Origin of the sequence: Streptomyces canus (assembly GCF_001514145.1) — a bacterium.
GTDB classification, from domain to species: domain Bacteria; phylum Actinomycetota; class Actinomycetes; order Streptomycetales; family Streptomycetaceae; genus Streptomyces; species Streptomyces canus.
This window is the reverse complement of sequence record NZ_KQ948674.1, coordinates 67,423-86,452: the sequence shown is the minus strand read 5'-3', so window position 1 is coordinate 86,452 and position 19,030 is coordinate 67,423. Positions and strand designations below refer to the sequence as shown.

The following is a 19,030-nucleotide window of genomic DNA, read 5'->3' as shown; positions in this document are numbered from 1 at the left end:
TGATGCAGACCACATGCCGGTCGGAAGATTCTTAGCCGGACGGGCGTCCTGCCGGTGCCGAGGGGTGAACGCTCGTACCGATCAGCAAGGAGTACAACCCCGATGACCATCCACGACGGCGCTCCCACGAAGCCGTCCGGCCCAAGCGGCCCTCAGCCGTCGGCCGACCTCGTCGCTGTTCCCCACGTCCGGGTGGCGCATCTGCCCCGCCACGTGCGGGCCGAACTCGCCGCGGCCCGGCGCGCACTCGCCAGCCGCAGGCCTGCCGAAAGAGGCCTCGGGACGGCGCCGGCGGAGACGATCTACTCGATCGCCTTCCTGGGCAGCGCCGCGACGACGGAACCCCGGGAGCGTGGAGCCGACTTCACCTGGGTTCAGCAGGTCGACGGACAGCTGCGCACGATGGTGGTCCAGGCGAAGCGGGCCCCCTACAGTGCCGAGGCTGTCCGGGCCCGGCTGGGCGTCTTCGCCGCCCTCAATGCCCGTCAGGCGATCCTCGAGAGCCGGACCGTGGACGGGTGGAAGCCGGCGGTCGCCGAGTTCGTCAGCATGTGGCTCGGCGTCCCGAACCCCGACACCGAGTGGCTGGAGGCGGTCTCGACGGCGTTGCTAGGCAGCTGGGTGGACCTGCTGGACCAGCACCTCGTCGACGACGCCGGCGCCCTCGGCCTGGAGCAGCTGAAGCGGGAGTCGTCCGTGGTGCACCGCCAGTTGCAGCCGCTGTGGCGGCGCAAGGCGGCCGGCGGGCGGCTCCTGTCGCTCGACCACCCCGTCCCCGGCGGCGGCACGCTCATCGACGTGCTCGCCGACCGCGCCGCCCACGACGGGCCCTCGGTGCTGTGGGAGCCGGACACCGCCCCTGCGGCCTGCGTGTTCTCGCAGCTCTCGCCGGACGAGCAGCAGGTCGTCCGGGCCTGGGCGCAGTCCGGGCGCGCCTCGTGGGCGGAGGCTGCCGACCTGGCCGGCGTCACCGCCGCCGACGCGGACAGTGTCCGTCGCAAGCTGCGCCGGCTGGGCCGACGCTTCGAGGAGCGGACTGCGGCCGCCCGGGTCACGCGGGGCTCGCTCACCAACATCGCCGGGAGCGGGGCATGAACGTCCTCAGCCAGTTCGCAGCCGAGTACCTCGTGGACGTCGCCGCTGCCGTGACGGCCGCGGCGTGGATCGCCCGCAGACGAGGCGGCGGTGGAGGCGGGCCAGGCCAGGACACTTTCGTGATCCCCACCCCTGGCGGAGGGCCAAGAACCGAGGCCGGGACGCCGCACGCAGGCACAACCGGCAGATGATCGGCAGGAACGCCGACCTGGTCATCGCCCTCACCGACCCAGACCACCACCACACTGCCGATCTCGCTACGCGCGCGCTGCGCAGAGCCCCGTGTGGGAAGTCCACGCGCCTGACACGCCGTCGAAGAGCACGAGTGCCCAGGAGCCGGGACGAACGTCGCTGTCCGGTACGGGCCGCGGCCGACGCCTTGAGCACGTCGCGATGGTGGACAGCTGGGCCGTACGCAGACCTTCCCGCGGCGGCCCAGCTGCCATGGCGGCTGTCAGACCAGGCCCAGCGCGGCCAAGGTGGTCAAGGAGAGCCCCATGGAGACAGCGAAGGCACCTCCTGCGGAGAGGACAGTCTCGGCCAGTGACGCGCCGGTGGTGTGGGTGAGGATGCCGGCGCCAGTGGCCACGATTATGGAGACCAGAGCGCAGATCACGACCAGCAGCACTTTGACGCTGAACGACGGGTTGGACATCGGTCCGGATGACCTTTCCGGTGGCCGGACCTTGGGTGCAACGGCACTCAGCCCGACCACCACGTTCGTGTACGTGGGATCTTGCTGAGGCCGTGCCGACGTTCACTGGTCTCGGTGCCTTGCCAGGGCCGCACTACGGCTGTTCATCCCGGTGAGCTCGGAATCAGGGGTTCGTGGGCTCAACAATCGAGCTCTCGAGGCATCAGCCACGGGCTCAGCAACGGCCACTCAGACAGCGCAATAAGGCTCAAGCCCGCTTCGGGGCGCCTTGTTGTCGGCCGACCCAGGACACGTCGGGGTCCCAGGCTCGCGCATGTCGCACGCGCCGCACTGTAGTGGAAAGACCGCGCACCAACACCCGTGACACGCACACGCGTTCAGGCTGGCGGCTGGGCGGCAAGAGCTCGATCTCCGTCATTTCGGGACCGCAGTCGGGCAGTGTGCCGACCGGCCGTGTGCCGCTGCCGGCAGCGGCACAGGATGCCCGGCAGCAGGGCCTCCGGCGGCGACCGCTGGACGGTGACCACCGAACGGCACTGGCGGGCCCGGGGGTTCCGCCCGATTGGCCGCGAGCTGGTCCTCGACAAGTGGGTGGCCGACCAGGCCCCGCCCCGCGCCCGGCTGGTCGGATCGCCCAGCCACATCGACGCAGGCCTAGACGGGCACAACGTCGTCGGCGGACCCGGAGACCATCAAAGCGTGCCGGCCTCACAACGGGCTGCTGGTGGGTGTCTCCACGATGTTCGAGCCGGTCTCCGGGACCGGACCCAACGACGTCCTGCGCTACGGCGCCGCCGACCACATCTTCCTTGGCTGGGTACCTTTCACCTGGCCACCCAACAGCCATGCCAGTAAAGCGACTTGCCGACGATCCGATGCGGGAGGCCCTGTCCGGTGTCCGGCCCGGATGTCACAGGCGGCCGCTAGCGTGGCATGCATGATCCCGCACCGAGCGTCCCCAGTTGAGCCGTGGCCGGGCTGGGTGACCAGCCGGGCGGCGCAGGCCGTGTACGGCGAACACCTGGTTCGCATCTCCGAGCTCATTCCGGCCCTGCTCTACGGCCACATCATGGATCGCAAGGACCTGGCCGTCGCGCACGAGCAGGGTGATCAGGACCGGGTGCTGTCCGCCGTTGGCCTGCAGGTGATGGAGTACCGCGATGAGCTGCTGGAGACGGCCGTTGCCCTGGACGTGCTCGCCCTGTGCCACCCGCCGGGCGGCTACCTGCCCTGGCCCTACAAAGAGGAGCCCGGCGGGCCAGAGGAAGGGGATGAGCTGCGCACGGACGCCTCCAGCGTCGCCAGCCACCTGGCGGAGCACCGACCTGCGCCACGGCACGAGCCGCAGCGGCGACATCCCGCCGCCGTTGCGGGAAGGCTGCACGGAGATGGAGCGCGACGCTGTACGCGCGTACGCCCGCCGGGAGTGGCGGGCCCGCGAAGACCCAAAAGAGTATTGACACCCGTGAGCCCCCGGCCCAGTGGCTGAGGGAGCGGGATTATCAGGGCGGCGTGCCCTGCGCGCGCACCAGAAGATCAGCGTTCGGCTGGTTCCGACTACGCCGGATGGCTGGCTCGGCTTGGATAGTGCATCGAGACGGGACACCGGTCGACGAAAGCCGGCGCACGAGCGCTGGGCGAGAACACCGGCGCCATGGCCAGCGACATCCGACAGCGTCGTGAGGAGACGACACCCCGATGGATTTCCCGGTATTCACCGATGCGGCGCCGCTGACTGCGCTCGAGGTCGAGGCGCTGCGCTCCCTGCACGTCACGTTGCAGGACCTGCGGCACGAGTACGAGTCCGCGCTCGCCATGACCAACCGCTGCTACCGGCTGGAGGAGAACGCGGCGGTGTACACGCAGGGCCGGGCCCTGACCCACCACCCCGACGCCGTGCACCGGCTTGGCCGTCTGGCCGACCGCTACGAGCGTGGCGTCGGGTTGCTCGCCTGGCGCTACGCGAGCGCGGCCGCGGTGCTCGGGACCAGCATCCTGGACCGTGTCGTGGGCGGCCGGCCCGCCCTGACGGCGGCCGCGGTGACGGAGCTGTGCGAAGAGCCGGCCCTCGGCCAGCTGCGCGATGCCTTGTCGATCCCGTGCACCGACCTGCTGATCGCACGAGAGCCCACGTTCCGGGACCGGCACGAAAAAGACCGCCATGAACTTCTCCGTTCGGTGGAGGGCGTCGTCGAGTGTGCTGCGGAGCTCGGCGACGGCGTGCCGACGGACACGGCTGCTCTGTGGGCGGGGCGGCTCACCGAGTTCGACCGCCTGGGCACGGACCCGTTGTACGAAGGCGTCCTGGAACGGCTCCTGCGCTTCGCCGACCAGTTCCCCAACGAGATCAGCTGGTACCTGAAGCAGTCCCGGGCTGGTGCACTGCCCCATCAGATCCGCACGTGACACCAGCGCGGGGTCGGGCTGCCGGCGCCCAGACGTGCGTACCGCAGGGATCATTACGCGTCACCCGACAACACTCCGCAGAGATCAGTAGGTAAACGAGGGGACGGTCGAGGAAAGACCCGGCGGGGAGCGAAGTCACACAATCGGCACGCAGTACATGGCCAGGACTTGGTCATGGGGTGGGGGCGCACCGCTCGCAGCGGTGGTAGTAGCGGCCCCCTTTGGGGCCGGTGTTCCGTTCCATCCACGCTCGGGTCTCGGCAGTCGTCATGGCGTGGAAGGGGACGTGGTAGCTCGGCTTGAGGCCCGTCGGCGGCCGGTCGTAGGCGTCCTTTCGGTGGGCGAAGGAACGCAGCGCTTCGGCATCATCGGCGGCTGGCGGGCTGAACTCCTGTGGCATGCCCTGCCGCAGAATGTGGCAGCCGACCTCGTGCAGTCCCTTGGCGTTACCTGTGGCGTAGGGGTACTGGTCGGGCAGCGTCCAGCGTCGCCACCGCTCGGCCGCCAGGGCCAGGGATTTCGCGAAGGCGTCCCGGTGACGGTCGCAGGTCTGGCAGGTGCCGTCCCGCCGGCACCAGGCCAGCTTGTCCTCGTCGCTCTCGTAGCACCAGCAGTCAGCCCGCGGATACATGCCGTCGACCACGTGCAGCAGGAGGTCTTTGACGTCTCCTGCTTTCAGGACGCCGTCATCGATGCCGGTGAGCAGATCGAGTACAGCCGGAAGCTCGATCTCGAAGCCGTACCCTTCCCGGATAGCCCGCTCCCGGGGGTGGGGGAACGAGCTGCCGAAGGTGAACTCGACTTCGCTGAGCTCAAGTCCGGCGGGCCGCAGAGTGGCCCTGTGGGCGGACGGCATGCTGCATCTCCTGGTGGCTGAGAGGGTGGGTGCGGAGCGTTAGGCGGCCAGGGCGGCGCGGCCGGCCTCGGTGGGTTCGACCATGTCACCGCGTTCCCCGTTAGCCGGCACGACGACGCGGACGAGGTCTCGCTGCCACAGCTCGACGGAGACGCTGTGCCACTCGATTTGGCGCAGGAGCCACTCTTCGTGACCGGGATGGTGTTCGTTCATGCCGGGAGCCGGCGGACTCAGCTGGTGGAAAAAGTCGGACATCACTACCGGGTCGGGGGAGTTCGTGATCAGTGTCAGCAGGGAGCGTTCATCGGTGCTCAAGGCCATGCGCTGAGGCTAGAGGCGGTCGCCGGTTCCACCGGCCAACCCGCGGTGCCGCGCTGGCGGCGTGTCGTCAGGGCTGGGACGTAGCGGGCACCGCAACAGGCGGTGCCGGCATCGGGGCTCCCTCCCAGGAGGCTTTGGCCGCGTTCCACTCCATGAGCAACCGGGCGGGCAGCTCGCGCCGCTCGATGACGCAGGCCGCCAGGGAGTTGACGCGCACGCCCCTGTCGCCGGCCCGTTCGACGAAGCCTCGGGCGGCCAGCCGGTCGACTGCCTCCAGGACTTCAGCAGGCGCCAGGTAGTCGAGCGGCATCAGGAAGAACGCCACCTGGAAGTTCTTGACGTCCAGCACGGTGGCCCGCTCCTGTCCGGCCTGTTCCAGTACGAGCCACAGCAGCGCCGCGGCCTCGTAATGGGAGCGGGCCAGCTCCGCGACCACGTCCTTGTGCAGCGACACCACCAGAGTGTCGGCGCAGTCGGGGTCCAGAGGCATGCAGTGACGGTCGGCGTCCGGCGGTAGGATGCGGTACACGGGCACCTGCATGGCCTGTTCGGCGTCCCGGATCCGGCCCCGGTGCAACTGGGAGCGCCCGGCCCGGTCAGGCGCGCATTTCTCGCCCGGTGCTGCACGGCAGTCCGGACAGGTACGGCTGCGGGCCTTTTCCCGGACGGCCGGCGCTACAGCTCTCGTCACGCCTGACTCACCTCCACGGCGGTTCCTTCGATGGTCCAGAACCTGGCAACGGCCCGGGCAAGAGATTCACCGGGTGCTGGAACTGAGCACCGTTGCCGGGGTCCTGTCCGTTTGGGCGGCCTTCCCCGGGCGCAGCGTCCACGGCACGGGCGCGGTGTTGGTCAGCCACTCGTTGGTGATCAGCCGCTGGACGATGAAACTGCGCAGTTCACGCGACTCGATCTGCCAGCCCATGCCCTCGCACAGCTGCTTGAGGGACGGGCCGTGCTGGTGCTGGGCCCGGAACGCGGCGGCGAACTGCAGGGCATGCGGGCCCCGGTCGGGATGGGAGTCCTTCCACGCACCGTAGGCATTGCGGACGCGTAGCGGGATCTGCATCGGCACGGCCGGCCGCATGAAGGCCGACGCCACCTGCTCCAGCGGCGGCGTGCACAGCGGGCAGTGCTCAACATTTTCGGCGTGGCGGCGCAGCGCCGGGCTCACGCCGTCCTTCCAAGCCTGCCACCGCAGCCGCACCAGCGCCGTGCTGTCGTGAGAGCGCGGGTGCATGCCCGACAGGCGCCGTGCGTCTTCGTCCAGCAGATACCGGCCGTCGGCCAGTTCTGCGAGGAATCCTCGGTCCAGCAGCTCGGGCAGCGCCGCGCGGCAGTGCTCCGGCAGCTCTGGTGGGACTGCGCCGTAGCGGTCGTTGGAGCTGTGGGCAGCCAGGAACAGCGCCGCCAGCCGCGCGGACGGCGAGGCCTTCTTGACCGTCTTGGAGGCGAGCGTGCGGGTGATCCATCCCGAGACGCGGGAGCGTGCGGTCCTGCTGATCGGCAGTGCGTCAGCAAGACCGGGCACGGTCACGGCGACCGGAGTCTCGCGGTCGCCGTCCAGGAGGTCGCCGGCGAACTGCCAACCCAACGATGCGAGCTCGGCAACGGCTGCCGGCGTATCTCCCAGGCGCAGGAAGTCCAGGTCCTGGCCGGTGATGTTCCCCGACCCGGCCCGGGCCGCACGGATGGCAATCACCACCGCGAGCAGTTGCGCGTCGGCACCGGCGAGCCGCACGGACGCCACATGGCTCAGGAGGCGGCGCGCGGCCTCCCCCTGCTGGATCGTCAGCAGAGGAGGGGGGACCGTGCTTCTCACTGCTGGCGCGGGCGGTGCGGGCGATGCGGAGGAGGACTTCGGCACGGGCTCTACAACGCGACCGGCCAGCAGAGGTCACCACCCGTACCGCCGACAGGGTCAGCCAGGCGAGCCGCCCTGTGCCGTCACCGCGGCCTGGCGGCGCTTGGCGCGTTCGACCTGGCGCAGCAGCAGGTCGGCGAACTGGATGATCTCGGCGGCTTCGATCGGATCGTCGAAGTCGACGGTACGGTGACTGGCGGGATTCTTGTACGCGCCCATGGCGCCGGCGAACAGCGCGGACGCGGCCTCCTGTTCACCGCCCTCGGCTCCGGCGTCGGCGAGCGGCCCGCCGACTTTGCCGTTCTGATGCGGCTGGAACGCCGCACGCATCAGCTTCACGCCGACCAGGGAGTTGTCGAGTCCGGAGGCGTCCCGGACTGAGACCTCGACCGCCTTCATCGCGGCGAAGCACGCCGTCTCGTAGTCCCCCAGGTCAAAATTGGTGCGCACCGTGTCTTCCAGGGCCGGGTGGAGCGGGCCCGACAGCCGCTCGCGGGCTTCGAACCGCGTGATGCCCTGCGGGTCCTTCGCCAAGGCCCTGCCGTCGTCGGAGATCCGGCGGAACGCCTCGGACTGGCTGGGTTCCCGGGACAGCAGTGCGTTCGCCTCCAGCCAACACCAGGCATCGGACAGACGGTTCACGAGCGTGTCCATGTCCGGCTCTTCCTGGAACGCCTGCCGTGCCGAACCCATCGTGCTCGCGTACTGCAGATATCCGGTGCCGCTGGCGAGGTGCCGCAGAAGAAGGAGCGCGACATCCCGCGTGGGCAGCTGCCGGATCTGCTGTGCCGGGACCGGCGGTATGTACTGGAAGTTCATGGGGGCACACGCTACGGCGCGGCACCGACACTGACGCTTCCTTTCCAGGCGGGCGCCTCACGGTGTGGAGCCGTCGCGCGCTCCTGGACCTCGGGGCCTGGCCTCGGTGGGCGCATCCGTGGCGATCAGAACCGTCGCATACGCGGGTAGCGGGGACTCGTGTCCCTGCCCGCGCAGGTAGCCGGACGCGGCAGAATGCCTGGACACGGACCTGAAGCAGGGAGGGATGTTGACGACTGCGCGTCACGGCTGGCCCACCGATGAACGCACCGACCGCACCGGCACGAGCGGGGAAGCCGTCCCACCGTCGACGCTGAGCACACTCGACGCGAACGCCTGGTCCGAGCACCTCAAGTCCGCGTGTGTGCACGGCCGGTTGTCGAGAGCCGTACGAGCCGAAGTGGTACGGCGTACGACGGCGGGGATGATGTCGCTGCGTGACCTGCGGATGGTCCTGCTCGTCGCCGACGACGAAGAGTCCTGGTCGCCGGTGCGGGAGTTGGTGATGACGGCGGTGGCGGCGAACCCGGAGACGGTACGCCAGGTCCTCCAGCTGCACGTCCAGCTCGAGATGTGGCCGCCGCTCGCCTTCACCGACACGTCCGGCGCCGCGCAGGCCCGGGTCGGCCTGCCCGGTCACGAGGTCACCGGCCCCGAACGCTGGGGGCAGAGCAAGCAGCAGGCCCGCGACGCGGCGATGACCAGCATGCTGGCCTACCTGGCCGGCGCCACCGACCCGTTCGACGCCTCCTCGGTGCCGCCACCGCGCCACGAGCGGTTGGGCCGCGGCGGACTGGGCGTGGACACCTTCGAGTTCCTGCTCGCCGAGGACATCACCGCGCCCGCGCCCCGTCCCCTCCTGCTGGAGGACCTCCTCGGGCGCGCCGAGCACGGGCAGTACCAGCACCGCCACATGTACGCCCTGCTCTTCACCGCGGCCGGCCCGGGCTGGCAGCAGGCCCGCAGCGCGATGCTCGACGTCGTTGCCCAGCGATCCGGGTACGCGGCCGCGCTCCTGGCCATGCGCGCCAAGGACCTTCAGCTCGAGCAGTTCTCCTACGACGAGGTGCTCGAAGACGCCGAGCACCGGCACGTGATCACGGCGCGGTGCGACGGCGGCGCCGGGGAAGTGCGCGGCAACGTGCAGCGGGCCCGGGGCCGTAAAGCGGGCAGGCACCGCGCGGCGGTCAGCCTGCTGGCGGCGTTGACCGCACTGCCCGAGCCGGAGGTCCGTCTGCCCGACGAGCCCGAACCGGACAAGCCGTCCGCGCAGGCTGCCGGCGGCAAGGCAGCGGCCGACCAGCGGCGTACGAACGCGCTGATGGACCTCAACCAGCTCAAGCTCGACGACGTGATCACCAAGCCCGAGTGGACGTACGAGTCCATCGGCACCCCGAAGAAACCCCGGTTCCGCTGTACGGGCTCGTGCGAGGTCCGCGGCACGGCGGTCCAGGCCGATGGACGGGGTGGGAACAAGTCGGACGCCCGGATGAACGCGGCCGAGGCCCTGCTCGTTGTGATCCGCCAGAGCCGTTCCGAACCCGCCGAGGCTCCCGTCGCATCCCCGGCACCAGCCCCCTCCGAGACGGAAGCCGAGACCGGCCCGGAGACGGCGGGGGAGGGGGAACTGGCCCCGGCCATGGCGGTTACGCCGGTGGTGCCCGTCCAGCGCACCGGGGAGCTGGTGCACCTGAGTGGGGAGTTGGCGGTGGCCGAGGCCTTGGCGGCTGGCTGCGCGCTGACCCTGATCCGGCCCGTACCCGGCCGGGCGACCTGTTTCCTGTTCTACCGGGACGACGGTGCGGCGATGCCACCCGCCGTCCTGCCGGCGCCGATGGCGGAAGCCGTACACGAACTGGCGCTCGCCTGCGGGTCGGAGGCCCGGCGAGCCCAGGTGGCCGGCTGGGCGCTGCCCCTCCCGCTCGCCGTCGACGCGCTGATCGCAGTGGAGCATCCCTCCACCGGGGTGCACCCGTCGGCGGCCGCATGGGCGGAGGTGCTCCGCTTCGGCCTGCAGCTCCTCGCCGACGGCCGGGCTCACCCGGCCGTCGGCCACGACGGCTCCGGTGTGTGGCGCGTCGGGCCGATCACCGGCACGGACCGAACGGTGCTGGACTGCCTCGTCGAGGACCTGCCACCTCACGCGCACTGCGAGGCCCTGCCCGCCGATGACCCGACGACGCTGCGCATCCCGCACGCGGACGACGCCGTCGACACGGTCCTGACCACCCTGGCCGACACGTTCGTCGCCACGCCGGGCGCGCGTGCGCTCTTCGGCACGCACCCCTTCACCACGCCCGCCCAGCCACTCCACCCGGACCTGCAGCAGTGGGCGGACGATCTCGAGGAGACCGCCGAACCCGGCCCGGCGCCGCGTCTGCTCCTCGCCATCGAGGCGCCGAACGAGGCAGACGCCGACGCCCAGCAGCTGCGCGCCACGCTCCTGGTGCACCGCGACGACGACACCGGATCGCCGGAGCCAGCCGGCACGCTCTGGTCCGAGCCGGCCGCCGGGACGGTGGTGCTGCGGCGCCGGATCCAGCGCGCCCTGCGCCGGTGCGCCACCGTGTGGCCGGCCGCCGAACGCCTCGCCGGTCAGCCTCAACCCGCCGGGATGCGACTGAGCCTGGCCGAGGTGGCCCAGCTGGCCGAGTTCGGTGCCGACGGCATGCCCGGACTTGCCGTGCGCTGGCCGGCCGACCTGATCGACGCCCTCACCACCCGCACGGTCGTCGGCGCCCGCTCGGCTACCGGCGCCACCCGCCTCGGCCTGGCTCAACTGCTCGATTTCTCGTGGCAGATCGCCCTGAATGGGCAGCCGCTGACCGAGGCCGAGATGGACGCCCTGGCCGAGGCCGCCCGCCCGCTGATGCGGCTACGCGACACCTGGGTCCTGCTCGATCCGGCCACCGCCCGGCACGCCGCCCACCGCCAACTCGACTCACTCACCGGGATCGACGCCCTCGGCGCCGTGCTGTCCGGCACGATCACCGTCGACGGCCAGGCCTACGCGTGTGAAGCGGCCGGCGGCCTCGCCGACCTCATCACCGCCCTGCGCACCAGCAGCTCCGACGCCCCTCTCGTCCCCGTCCCGGACGGACTGCGCGCGCAGCTGCGCGGCTACCAGCACCGCGGCCTGACCTGGCTGGCCCGCCTGACCGACCTCGGCTTCGGCGCGGTCCTCGCCGACGACATGGGCCTGGGCAAGACCCTCACCGCGATCTCCCTCATCTGCCACCGCCAGCAGACCGGGGCGCGCAAGCCCACCCTGGTCATCGCCCGCGCCAGCCTGGTGACCAACTGGATGCGCGAACTGGCCAAGTTTGCCCCCGAGTTGAAGACAATCGCCTACCACGGGACGGGCCGCACGCTCGGCGCGGTCACCGACACCAGCGTGGTGGTGACCACCTACGGCGTCCTTCAGCGCGATGCCGAGCTCCTCGCGGCGACGCAGTGGGACATGGTCGTCGCTGACGAGGCGCAGAGCGTGAAGAACCCCGACAGCCTCGCCGCCCAGGCGCTGCGTACCCTCACGTGCGCCGTGCCGCTGGCCATGACCGGCACTCCGGTCGAGAACCGGCTCGAGGAACTCTGGGCGATCATGGACTGGGCCAACCCCGGCCTGCTCGGCACCCGCGCCACGTTCCGCACCCGCTACGGCCGCGACGCCGAACGGGATACGACCGGCGAGAAGGCCCAACTGCTCGGCCGCCTCATCAGCCCCTTCCTGCTGCGCCGCCGCAAGAGCGATCCCGGCATCGCGCCCGAACTCCCCGACAAAATCCACTCGAGGCGGATCGTCCAGCTCACCCGCGAACAGGCCGCCCTGTATGAGGCGGCGGTCCGAGAAACCCTCGACGCCGTCCGCGGCTCCACGGGAATCGCCCGCCACGGCCTGGTGGTGAAGCTGATCACCGCACTGCGCCAGGTCTGCAACCACCCGGCCCACTATCTGAAGGAGCCCTTCGACCCGGACGCAGGCCCGGGCGCGTTCGCGGCCCGCTCGGCGAAGCTCGCCGCCCTGGACGAACTCCTCGACCAGATCAGCACCTTGGGCGAGTCCGCGCTGATCTTCAGCAGCTATGTAGAGATGGGTCGACTCCTCCAGGCGCATCTGTCCGCGCGTGGGATGCGACCGGAGTTTCTGCACGGCGGCACGCCCGTGCGTACGCGCCAGCGCCTCATCGACGCCTTTCAGGCCGGCGACACCCCGATCCTGATCCTGTCCGTCAAGGCAGCCGGCGTCGGCCTCAACCTCACCCGCGCCACCCACGTGATCCACTTCGACCAGCAGTGGAACCCCGCGATCGAGGACCAGGCCACCGACCGCGCCCACCGAATCGGACAACACCGGCAAGTCCAAGTGCATCAGCTCCTCAACGACGCCACGCTCGAGGACCGCATCGCCGCCCTGCTCGTCCACAAGCGCGGGCTGAGCGACGCCGTCCTGGCCGGCGGCGAGAAGGCGCTCGCCGACCTCGACGACCAGGAACTGGCCCAGCTCGTTTCCCTCAGGAGCCGCCCGTGACCACCGCCGACCATGCCCCGACCTCCGCCACCCACGGCTGGGTGGATGCCTGGCTCACCGCCTTCGAGGCCGCGGCCTCCGACCCGGTGATGCTCCTGACCGGCGAACGCCTGCTGACCAGAGCGGACATCGGCCAGGTCCACATCAACCACGGCACCGCCAAAACGACCCTCACCATGCCCAACGCCGCACGCCCCCACCAGCCCTGCCTGACCATCAGCCCGCTCCAGAGCCACGAGTGGGAGCGCATCTACCAGGCCATCGCCGCCTCGGACGAGCACACCGACGTCATCGCCGCCGGCCGGCTGCCCGACACCATCACCGACAACGCCGACGTCATCCGCATCGCGCCCGCGCCCGGCGACATCACCTTCACCTGCAGCTGCCGCCCCGACCCCGGCATCTGCCCGCACAGCGTCGCCGTCGGCTACCGCGTCGCCCAGCACGTACGCGCCAACCCCGGAGTCCTCCTCACCCTGCGCGGCGGCTCCACGAAGCAGCTGCGCACCATGGTCCGGGGACGCAAGCCCACGGATCCCGCTCCGGCCCGGGGACCGGAGCAGACGCGGACCGGGACCGACGCACACCATGCCTTCGGCCGGTTCAATGCCCGCCCCACCCGCCCAGCCCATGCCCGCACCAGCCAAACGGTGCCGGCTCCGCTGCTGGACGGTCTGCGGTCCGACCCTCCGGCCCCGGGACCCACCGCCCAGGCCCTGCGCCTGCTGACCCGGGACGCCGCCGTACGGGCCTCGGCACTCCTGGCCGGCCGCCCGCTCCCGGCCGCCGACGACCCCGTCCAGGACACCGCCCGTCTGCTAGCCGACCCCGCCCACCGGCGCTACCTCGAACACGCCGCCGAGCAGCTGGGCCTGTCCACCCTCCAGATGCGCGACCTCGCCCTCGCCCACGAATACGGCGGAGCGGCAGGCGTCGAAGTCGCACTATGGCCCCTGGCCGCCGACGCGGAGATGCTCGCGCACGCCGAGGCGGCGATTCAGCCGCACCGGCCCGCACGGCTCGCCTCCCTCGTCAGCCGGGACAACCAGCTCACCGATGAGGCCGCCCGCATCCAACTCCGCCTCGGCGCCGACGGCCTGTGGTACCCGTTCACCGACTGGCACGGCACCTGGCGGCCCGCCCCCGGCCCCTCGGACAACCCCGCCACCGCATACAAGGCCGCTCGTCGTGCCCTGCGCGACCGGTAGCCGGATGCCCTCGGCCGCCGGGCGTTACTTCTCCTGGAACTCAGTGCTCTTCACACCGTAGAAGGTGGCTTTCGCGGGCCGGACCTCGGACTGTTCCAGAGGGTCAGCCAGCCTGGCGAACCCTCGCTGCGCCGGACCACGTTCAGGAACGTGCTCAGGGCGTCCTTGTCCTCCCAGAGGTCCTGCGCGGTGCTGATGATCAACGACTTCAGGTGTTCCGGCTCGGTCGCTGCGACGCTCGCTGCCACTACTGTCCCCCCCTAATCATGGGAAGATCAGCCAACCAACCGGCGGCTGTGACCCACAAAACCGCCTCGGCCAGGCGCCGGTGTGGTGGGCCCCGCGCAACCCGCGCTGAACAGCACCTGGTTCTCGACGGGCGCCCACACAGCTTCTGGCTTGCCGAGACCGCTGACTGCCTGATGACGCTCTGGGATCATCGTCGGATGGTCGACAGCAGGGATCGCTCGGCACTTCGGCAGCTGGTGGGCGAAGTGGTCTCGCGCCGCCTCAGTGGAAACACGCACGCCACGCTCAACGCGGCATTTGAAGAGTTGGCCATGCCGCACGTACCCAAGGAGGAAGGGTCGCTGCGGGTACGGATCGAACGGAGTTTCGCGCAGACGTCCGACAGCGACCTTCCCCGCGTAGCGGAACGCATCCTGGCGCAAGGGAACCTGAACGCCGCAACGCGCAATGGGATAGAGGACCTGTTGTGGGCGGAGTCGTCGCCCCCGGAAATACCGAAGAGGATTCGGCGCGAGCTGGCACGCGCTCTGGACCTGACGGCCATGGCCCGCAACCAAGCCCGGTTCATGGCGCTGCTGGAGCGCTTCTGGGTGCTCGACCCCGAGGAATCCCTCGCTGACTTGCTGCTCCCTACCGCCAACCGCACTCCGAGCCTCAGACAGCTCATCCAGCAACACGTCTTCCGCAACCAGGAAGACTGGTCGGCTGAAGATCTCTTCGAGAACCTGAGGGCGTTCGAAGCCGGTGACGCACGGTTCGCCCGGTTCCTAGAAGGGGCTGTCTCCGCAGACGTCCTCCTCGACGAACCCGCCCAGCGTCAACTCGTGGACGTGATCAACGAGCGGCTCCGCAGCGCTGGGATCGAGCTGCGCGAGACCGGGACCGACGGGGGCTACCCGCGCTTCACCATGGTCTCAACCCGCCTCGCCGACAATCGACGGCCGAAGAACGTCATCTTCGCCTCGCTCACCAAGCCGGATATCCGCTTCCTGTCCGCGGTGGACAACGACATCGAGATCGTCGGCGACCCCGACAACGTCCTCGTCTACGACCGCGAAATCACGGGCGACGGCATCCGCTGGCGAGACCTCCAGAGCTGGTGGCAAGACACCCAACAGATCTCCAGCGAAGCCGAAGCCAAGAAGACCCTCTACCACCGGCTCCGCCGCAGTCTGCCCGGCAACTCCCCAGGACAGCGCAACCTCTTCGAGCTCTATCACCAGATTCTCGGACCCGCCGTCTACGACCTCCCGGCACTCCTGCCCGAGGTCTGGCTCCACTGGGACCACAAGACCGTGCGCGAGCGGGGCCCCGAAGCACTGCTTCGCTCCCGCATGGATTTCCTGCTCCTCCTGCCCCACGGGCAGCGCATCGTTTTCGAGGTCGACGGGTCCCAGCACTACACCCGAGACGACGGCCAGGTCCCCGACAGCTCCAAGTACGCCGAGATGGTGGCCGGCGACCGTGACCTCAAGCTCAGAGGCTACGAGGTCTTCCGGTTCGGCCACGACGAACTCAAGGACGCCGAATACGCACGGGGCCTCCTGCACGAGTTCCTGCCGGCCCTTTTCCAGCGTTTCGACGTGAACGGCTGGACCAGGTGATGTCGAGATCTCCCCGACGGGATGGTCTGGCGCCCACGAGAAGCCCAGGGACACCTCGCAGGCCGCACGTAGGACGACCGAGCCCGTACGGGGCGGGCTCCTGGGCCGTGCCCCCGTCATGGTCTCGCAGTCGAAGCCCGGAAAAGGAATCACCGTGACCATACGACTGGTGCCTCACCCGGCGTCGTTCCCCGCAGATCCACCGCCGGACCCCGACAGCGCCTGGGCCGTCGCGGCCCACGACTGGCATGCGTTCGACGAGGTCACCAGCATGGTCAACCACTGGGACCGGCCGAGCTGGCGGCCGGGGATGCGCGCGGTCTACTGGCTGCTCACCTTCTCCACGCCGCTCCTTGTCGACCACGTCCGACAGTGCCAGGAAGCCATCCGTCACCTCTGCTTCGACGCGATCGGCATGCGGAGCCTGCACCTGACCCTCGGCCGCATCGGCGTCGCCGACGCCCTGCCCCGCTCCCAGCTGACCAACCTTGCCGCCGAGGTCCGCCGACACCGCCTTCCGCCCGGATTCCCGTTGAGTGCCATCCCGATGACGGCGTCGCGAGGCGCGGTGCGCTACAGCGTGGCCCCGTGGACACCCGTGATCACCCTCCACTCCCGGCTGGCCCGGGCAAGCAGCACCATCGGCCTGCCGCCCATGGACTCCAGCGGTTATCTGCGTCCTCACCTCGGCATCGCCTACTGCAACCGGCCTCTGCCGGCGTCCGAAGTCCGCGCGGCGGTCGAGACCTTGCGCCTCCTACCGCCCGTGCCGCTGCTCGTGGACCGCGTGCAGATGGTCGAGATGTGGCGGGTAGAGGGGGCGTACCACTGGCAGGTCCTGGAGGAGATACTCCTGCCCACGGCAGCCTGAGCACGACCGAGACCAGGAGAGTGGACGACCATGAGGCACACGCCTTCCGGCACCGCGACGTTCTTCGGAGCGATGGGGCGAGGCAAACCGCCCTTGCTGTCCGACGCGGATGCCGACGACGTCATCGCCCGGCTGCGGCACGCTCTTCACACCATCGAGTGCCGAGAGCTGGGGGCCGACGCGGCCAAGGAGCGGTTCGGCCAGTTCGCGGACACCAATCCGGGCCACGTGTTTGTCGGGGTCGATCCGGACGACCTTCTCGCGCAGTACCCAGACCATACGGAGCTCCACAGACTCCTTGGCGCCGTACGCGACCGAGGGTCGGCCGTCGCCGTCACTCTGACCGCTGAGAGGGCATGAGCGGGGGCCCGGCGGCCGCGCCCAACTGCTCCCAGGTCTCGTACACGGGACATCGTGATCAGCAGCTACGCCGGAGCGAAGTCGTCGCACGCAGCAGGGTGATGGCCGTCAACCGGTGCAAAGACCAGTCATGCGACAGGAGACGCCCCGCTGGTCTGTGATCCACCGACGAAGTTGGTGACCAGCGCGCGGATCCGGGAGCGGAGCTCCGACCACTCGTCGTTGGCGCCGTGGTCCGCCTTCATCTGCTCGAGCACTTTCTCGAGCGACACCAGCGCCACACGGCCACGGCGCCGCTGTAGCGCGGTACGGGCCTGCTGGACAAGCGACTCCCGCTCATCCGCGGCCTCGGCTCGTCGGTGCAGCGCGGTAACCCGGGGGAGGGCATTGAGGTCGCCCAGAATGCGGATGAGCTGGCGATCCGCCCATACGCCGAGCACGACGAGCCTGCCCCTCCAAACCGCGAAGGCGATGCCGAGGAGCCACACCGCAGCATCACCATGCGAACGGCCGGCGTTTCGGCCTGCGGGATGAGCCCGCCGGCGAGCAGCAGCCCGTACGGGCCCTGTGCCAGCCCGATGACCATGAACCAGTGCAGGAGACTGGACGGGTACCAGCGCAGGCGCCCATCCGCGAGAACCACCATCAAGCCGACCACCGTGAGGCCGACCAGTAGCAGCCAACCTGCCGCTGCACTCACCGCTGTCATGTCACGCACGTACCGACGCTAGTGCCCGCCACTGACATTCGCACCAATGTGCAGTTCCAGGACAGGAAGGACGTTGGAGGAAAGCGTCTGCGCCCTGGGATCAGAAGCCCCTATGTGAGGGGACGCGGCTATCGAAGGCGTGGGACGGCCACCCAAGGGTTCGGACGAGCAGCTCCTGTCAGGCCGACTCTGCCGCGCTGTGCTCGGTCTCCGGCACCGGGGGCAGCCAGCGTACGGCGTTGTCGTGGAAGGATGCGTGGATGGGCACAAGGTCTGTGCCGCTGGTGTCGTCGAGGGCGGTGACGTTGATGCCGATCTCCGGGATGTCGCTGTCGATCGCCGCGACGCGGCTGCCGCAGGTCGGGCAGAAGCCGCGCTTCGCCTCGCCTTCGAAGGTCTCGTACCAGGTCGGCTCGCTCTCGCCGGTCCAGGTGACCGTCGCGAATCCCACCCACCACATCAAGGGGGTGCCGCCGAGCTTCTGGCAGTGCTTGCAGGCGCAGGTGTGGGCGAAGACGGCCGGACCCCGGGTGGTGAAGCGGATGCGGCCGCACAGGCAGCCGCCGGTACGTCCCTCGGCTTCTTCAGCTCGCTGGGCGTCGGCGGCGCGGGATGTGCTCGTCATGAGGATCCTCGGGTCGATTCGGGTTCAGTAGCGGATGTGTTCACTGGAGGCGGAGCCGGTGCGTGACGTGGTCGTTCTGAAGCGTCAGGGCGTCAGCTGAAGCGGATCGCCTGGGACGGGCCCGGGTGCGAGGCGCGTGAAGTACTCGGTGGAGATGATCCTGCGGCGGTTGTCCTCGGGCAGGCGGGCCAGGATGCCGGGCAACGGGCGCTCACGTGCGACCTCGCCGCGATGCGCGAGGATCGCGCGCCATTTCTGTTCCGCCCAGGGCGTCACATCGACGGCCGCGGTCACGTACGCCTCCGGGACGGACAGTACGGTCTTGCCGACGCCGGCCAGCAGCGGTCCCAGGTCACCGACCCCGGAGTGCGGGTGGGTGGCTGCGTAGAGGGCGCGGGTCTGCCAGGGCTCACCGGCCTCCGGGTAGAGGTGCGCGAGACCGGCGGCCTCCACCGCGAGCAGGGTCACCCGGTGCGTGTGGCGGTGGTCCGGATGGCCGGTCAGCTGGCCGATGGCGTCATGGGTGACCACGATGTCGGGACGGAACTCCCGCAGCTGCGCCACCAGTTGGAGAATGACCTCGTCCAGGGACGCGTCGCAGAGACGAGGGCGCCCGGGCGCCGACGAGGTGTTGCGGGCATCGCCGTACCCGAGCATCCGCGGTCGGCCAGCACCGAGGACGGCCAGTGCCTCCGCAAGCTCGTCCGCCCGGTGACTGTCCGGCGCCCACGTGGCGGTGACGACCCCTGTGCGTGCACCTCCGGCGGCATGCTGGGCGAGGACCCCGCCTGCGAGGAGACATTCGTCGTCCGGGTGAGCGAAGACGCCGAGTATTGACGGCATGGACGGCGAAGCGGATG

General features: G+C 70.0%; 17 protein-coding genes and 1 pseudogene. 8 read left to right on the top strand and 10 right to left on the bottom strand.

What is annotated here, in order from left to right:
* The first annotated feature begins 102 nt into the window (after positions 1–102).
* The gene (locus AQJ46_RS42045) at positions 103–1,095 is read left to right on the top strand and encodes a hypothetical protein (protein WP_059210618.1); all 993 of its coding nucleotides are present in this window, start codon (positions 103–105) and stop codon (positions 1,093–1,095) included.
* Positions 1,096–1,549: 454 nt separating this feature from the next.
* Here the strand turns inward: AQJ46_RS42045 and AQJ46_RS42040 are convergent, their stop codons facing one another.
* Complete coding sequence (locus tag AQJ46_RS42040; protein WP_059210617.1) at positions 1,550–1,750, bottom strand: hypothetical protein; 201 nt, start codon at positions 1,748–1,750, stop codon at positions 1,550–1,552.
* A 937-nt stretch (positions 1,751–2,687) separates the two neighbouring features.
* Here AQJ46_RS42040 and AQJ46_RS42035 point away from each other — a divergent pair.
* A complete protein-coding gene (locus AQJ46_RS42035) occupies positions 2,688–3,239 on the top strand; it encodes a hypothetical protein (protein WP_159064131.1) in 552 nt (183 codons plus the stop codon).
* Positions 3,240–3,448: 209 nt separating this feature from the next.
* The gene (locus tag AQJ46_RS42030; RefSeq protein ID WP_059210615.1) at positions 3,449–4,156 is read left to right on the top strand and encodes a hypothetical protein; all 708 of its coding nucleotides are present in this window, start codon (positions 3,449–3,451) and stop codon (positions 4,154–4,156) included.
* A 172-nt stretch (positions 4,157–4,328) separates the two neighbouring features.
* On the opposite strand, the gene AQJ46_RS42025 is transcribed toward AQJ46_RS42030, so the two are convergent.
* From AQJ46_RS42025 to AQJ46_RS42005, 6 genes and pseudogenes are all read right to left on the bottom strand, one after another.
* On the bottom strand, positions 4,329–5,012 hold the full coding sequence (locus AQJ46_RS42025; RefSeq protein ID WP_059210614.1) for a hypothetical protein: 684 nt from the start codon (positions 5,010–5,012) through the stop codon (positions 4,329–4,331).
* Positions 5,013–5,051: 39 nt separating this feature from the next.
* On the bottom strand, positions 5,052–5,333 hold the full coding sequence (locus AQJ46_RS42020; protein ID WP_059210613.1) for a hypothetical protein: 282 nt from the start codon (positions 5,331–5,333) through the stop codon (positions 5,052–5,054).
* A 67-nt stretch (positions 5,334–5,400) separates the two neighbouring features.
* The gene (locus AQJ46_RS42015) at positions 5,401–5,823 is read right to left on the bottom strand and encodes a hypothetical protein (RefSeq protein ID WP_159064130.1); all 423 of its coding nucleotides are present in this window, start codon (positions 5,821–5,823) and stop codon (positions 5,401–5,403) included.
* Positions 5,824–5,886: 63 nt separating this feature from the next.
* A pseudogene (locus AQJ46_RS59500) lies at positions 5,887–6,024 on the bottom strand (zinc finger domain-containing protein); the annotation flags it as partial.
* A 66-nt stretch (positions 6,025–6,090) separates the two neighbouring features.
* The gene (locus tag AQJ46_RS42010; protein ID WP_225887536.1) at positions 6,091–7,074 is read right to left on the bottom strand and encodes a hypothetical protein; all 984 of its coding nucleotides are present in this window, start codon (positions 7,072–7,074) and stop codon (positions 6,091–6,093) included.
* A 180-nt stretch (positions 7,075–7,254) separates the two neighbouring features.
* Positions 7,255–8,016, bottom strand: coding sequence for a TIGR02391 family protein (locus AQJ46_RS42005; protein ID WP_059210610.1), 762 nt, complete (start codon positions 8,014–8,016; stop codon positions 7,255–7,257).
* A gap of 229 nt (positions 8,017–8,245) precedes the next feature.
* Here AQJ46_RS42005 and AQJ46_RS42000 point away from each other — a divergent pair, with 229 nt between their 5' ends.
* The 5 genes from AQJ46_RS42000 to AQJ46_RS41975 all read left to right on the top strand — a co-directional run bounded on the left by AQJ46_RS42000 (position 8,246) and on the right by AQJ46_RS41975 (position 16,836).
* Positions 8,246–12,544: an SNF2-related protein gene (locus AQJ46_RS42000; protein WP_159064129.1), complete on the top strand. Its 4,299-nt coding sequence runs from the start codon at positions 8,246–8,248 to the stop codon at positions 12,542–12,544.
* The gene (locus AQJ46_RS41995; protein ID WP_059210608.1) at positions 12,541–13,752 is read left to right on the top strand and encodes a hypothetical protein; all 1,212 of its coding nucleotides are present in this window, start codon (positions 12,541–12,543) and stop codon (positions 13,750–13,752) included. Before AQJ46_RS42000 ends, AQJ46_RS41995 begins: the two co-directional genes overlap by 4 nt.
* Before the next feature lie 296 nt (positions 13,753–14,048).
* The gene (locus AQJ46_RS41985; RefSeq protein WP_225887535.1) at positions 14,049–15,605 is read left to right on the top strand and encodes an AbiJ-related protein; all 1,557 of its coding nucleotides are present in this window, start codon (positions 14,049–14,051) and stop codon (positions 15,603–15,605) included.
* A 154-nt stretch (positions 15,606–15,759) separates the two neighbouring features.
* Entirely contained in the window at positions 15,760–16,476 is a 717-nt protein-coding gene (locus AQJ46_RS41980) for a 2'-5' RNA ligase family protein (RefSeq protein ID WP_225887534.1), read from the top strand.
* A 30-nt stretch (positions 16,477–16,506) separates the two neighbouring features.
* On the top strand, positions 16,507–16,836 hold the full coding sequence (locus tag AQJ46_RS41975) for a hypothetical protein (RefSeq protein WP_059210604.1): 330 nt from the start codon (positions 16,507–16,509) through the stop codon (positions 16,834–16,836).
* A 128-nt stretch (positions 16,837–16,964) separates the two neighbouring features.
* Here the strand turns inward: AQJ46_RS41975 and AQJ46_RS41970 are convergent, their stop codons facing one another.
* The 3 genes from AQJ46_RS41970 to AQJ46_RS41960 all read right to left on the bottom strand — a co-directional run bounded on the left by AQJ46_RS41970 (position 16,965) and on the right by AQJ46_RS41960 (position 19,013).
* Positions 16,965–17,324, bottom strand: coding sequence for a hypothetical protein (locus tag AQJ46_RS41970; protein WP_059210603.1), 360 nt, complete (start codon positions 17,322–17,324; stop codon positions 16,965–16,967).
* A 399-nt stretch (positions 17,325–17,723) separates the two neighbouring features.
* Positions 17,724–18,170: a GFA family protein gene (locus tag AQJ46_RS41965; RefSeq protein ID WP_059210602.1), complete on the bottom strand. Its 447-nt coding sequence runs from the start codon at positions 18,168–18,170 to the stop codon at positions 17,724–17,726.
* Between the two features lie 84 nt (positions 18,171–18,254).
* Complete coding sequence (locus tag AQJ46_RS41960; RefSeq protein ID WP_059210601.1) at positions 18,255–19,013, bottom strand: PIG-L deacetylase family protein; 759 nt, start codon at positions 19,011–19,013, stop codon at positions 18,255–18,257.
* Positions 19,014–19,030 lie beyond the last annotated feature (17 nt).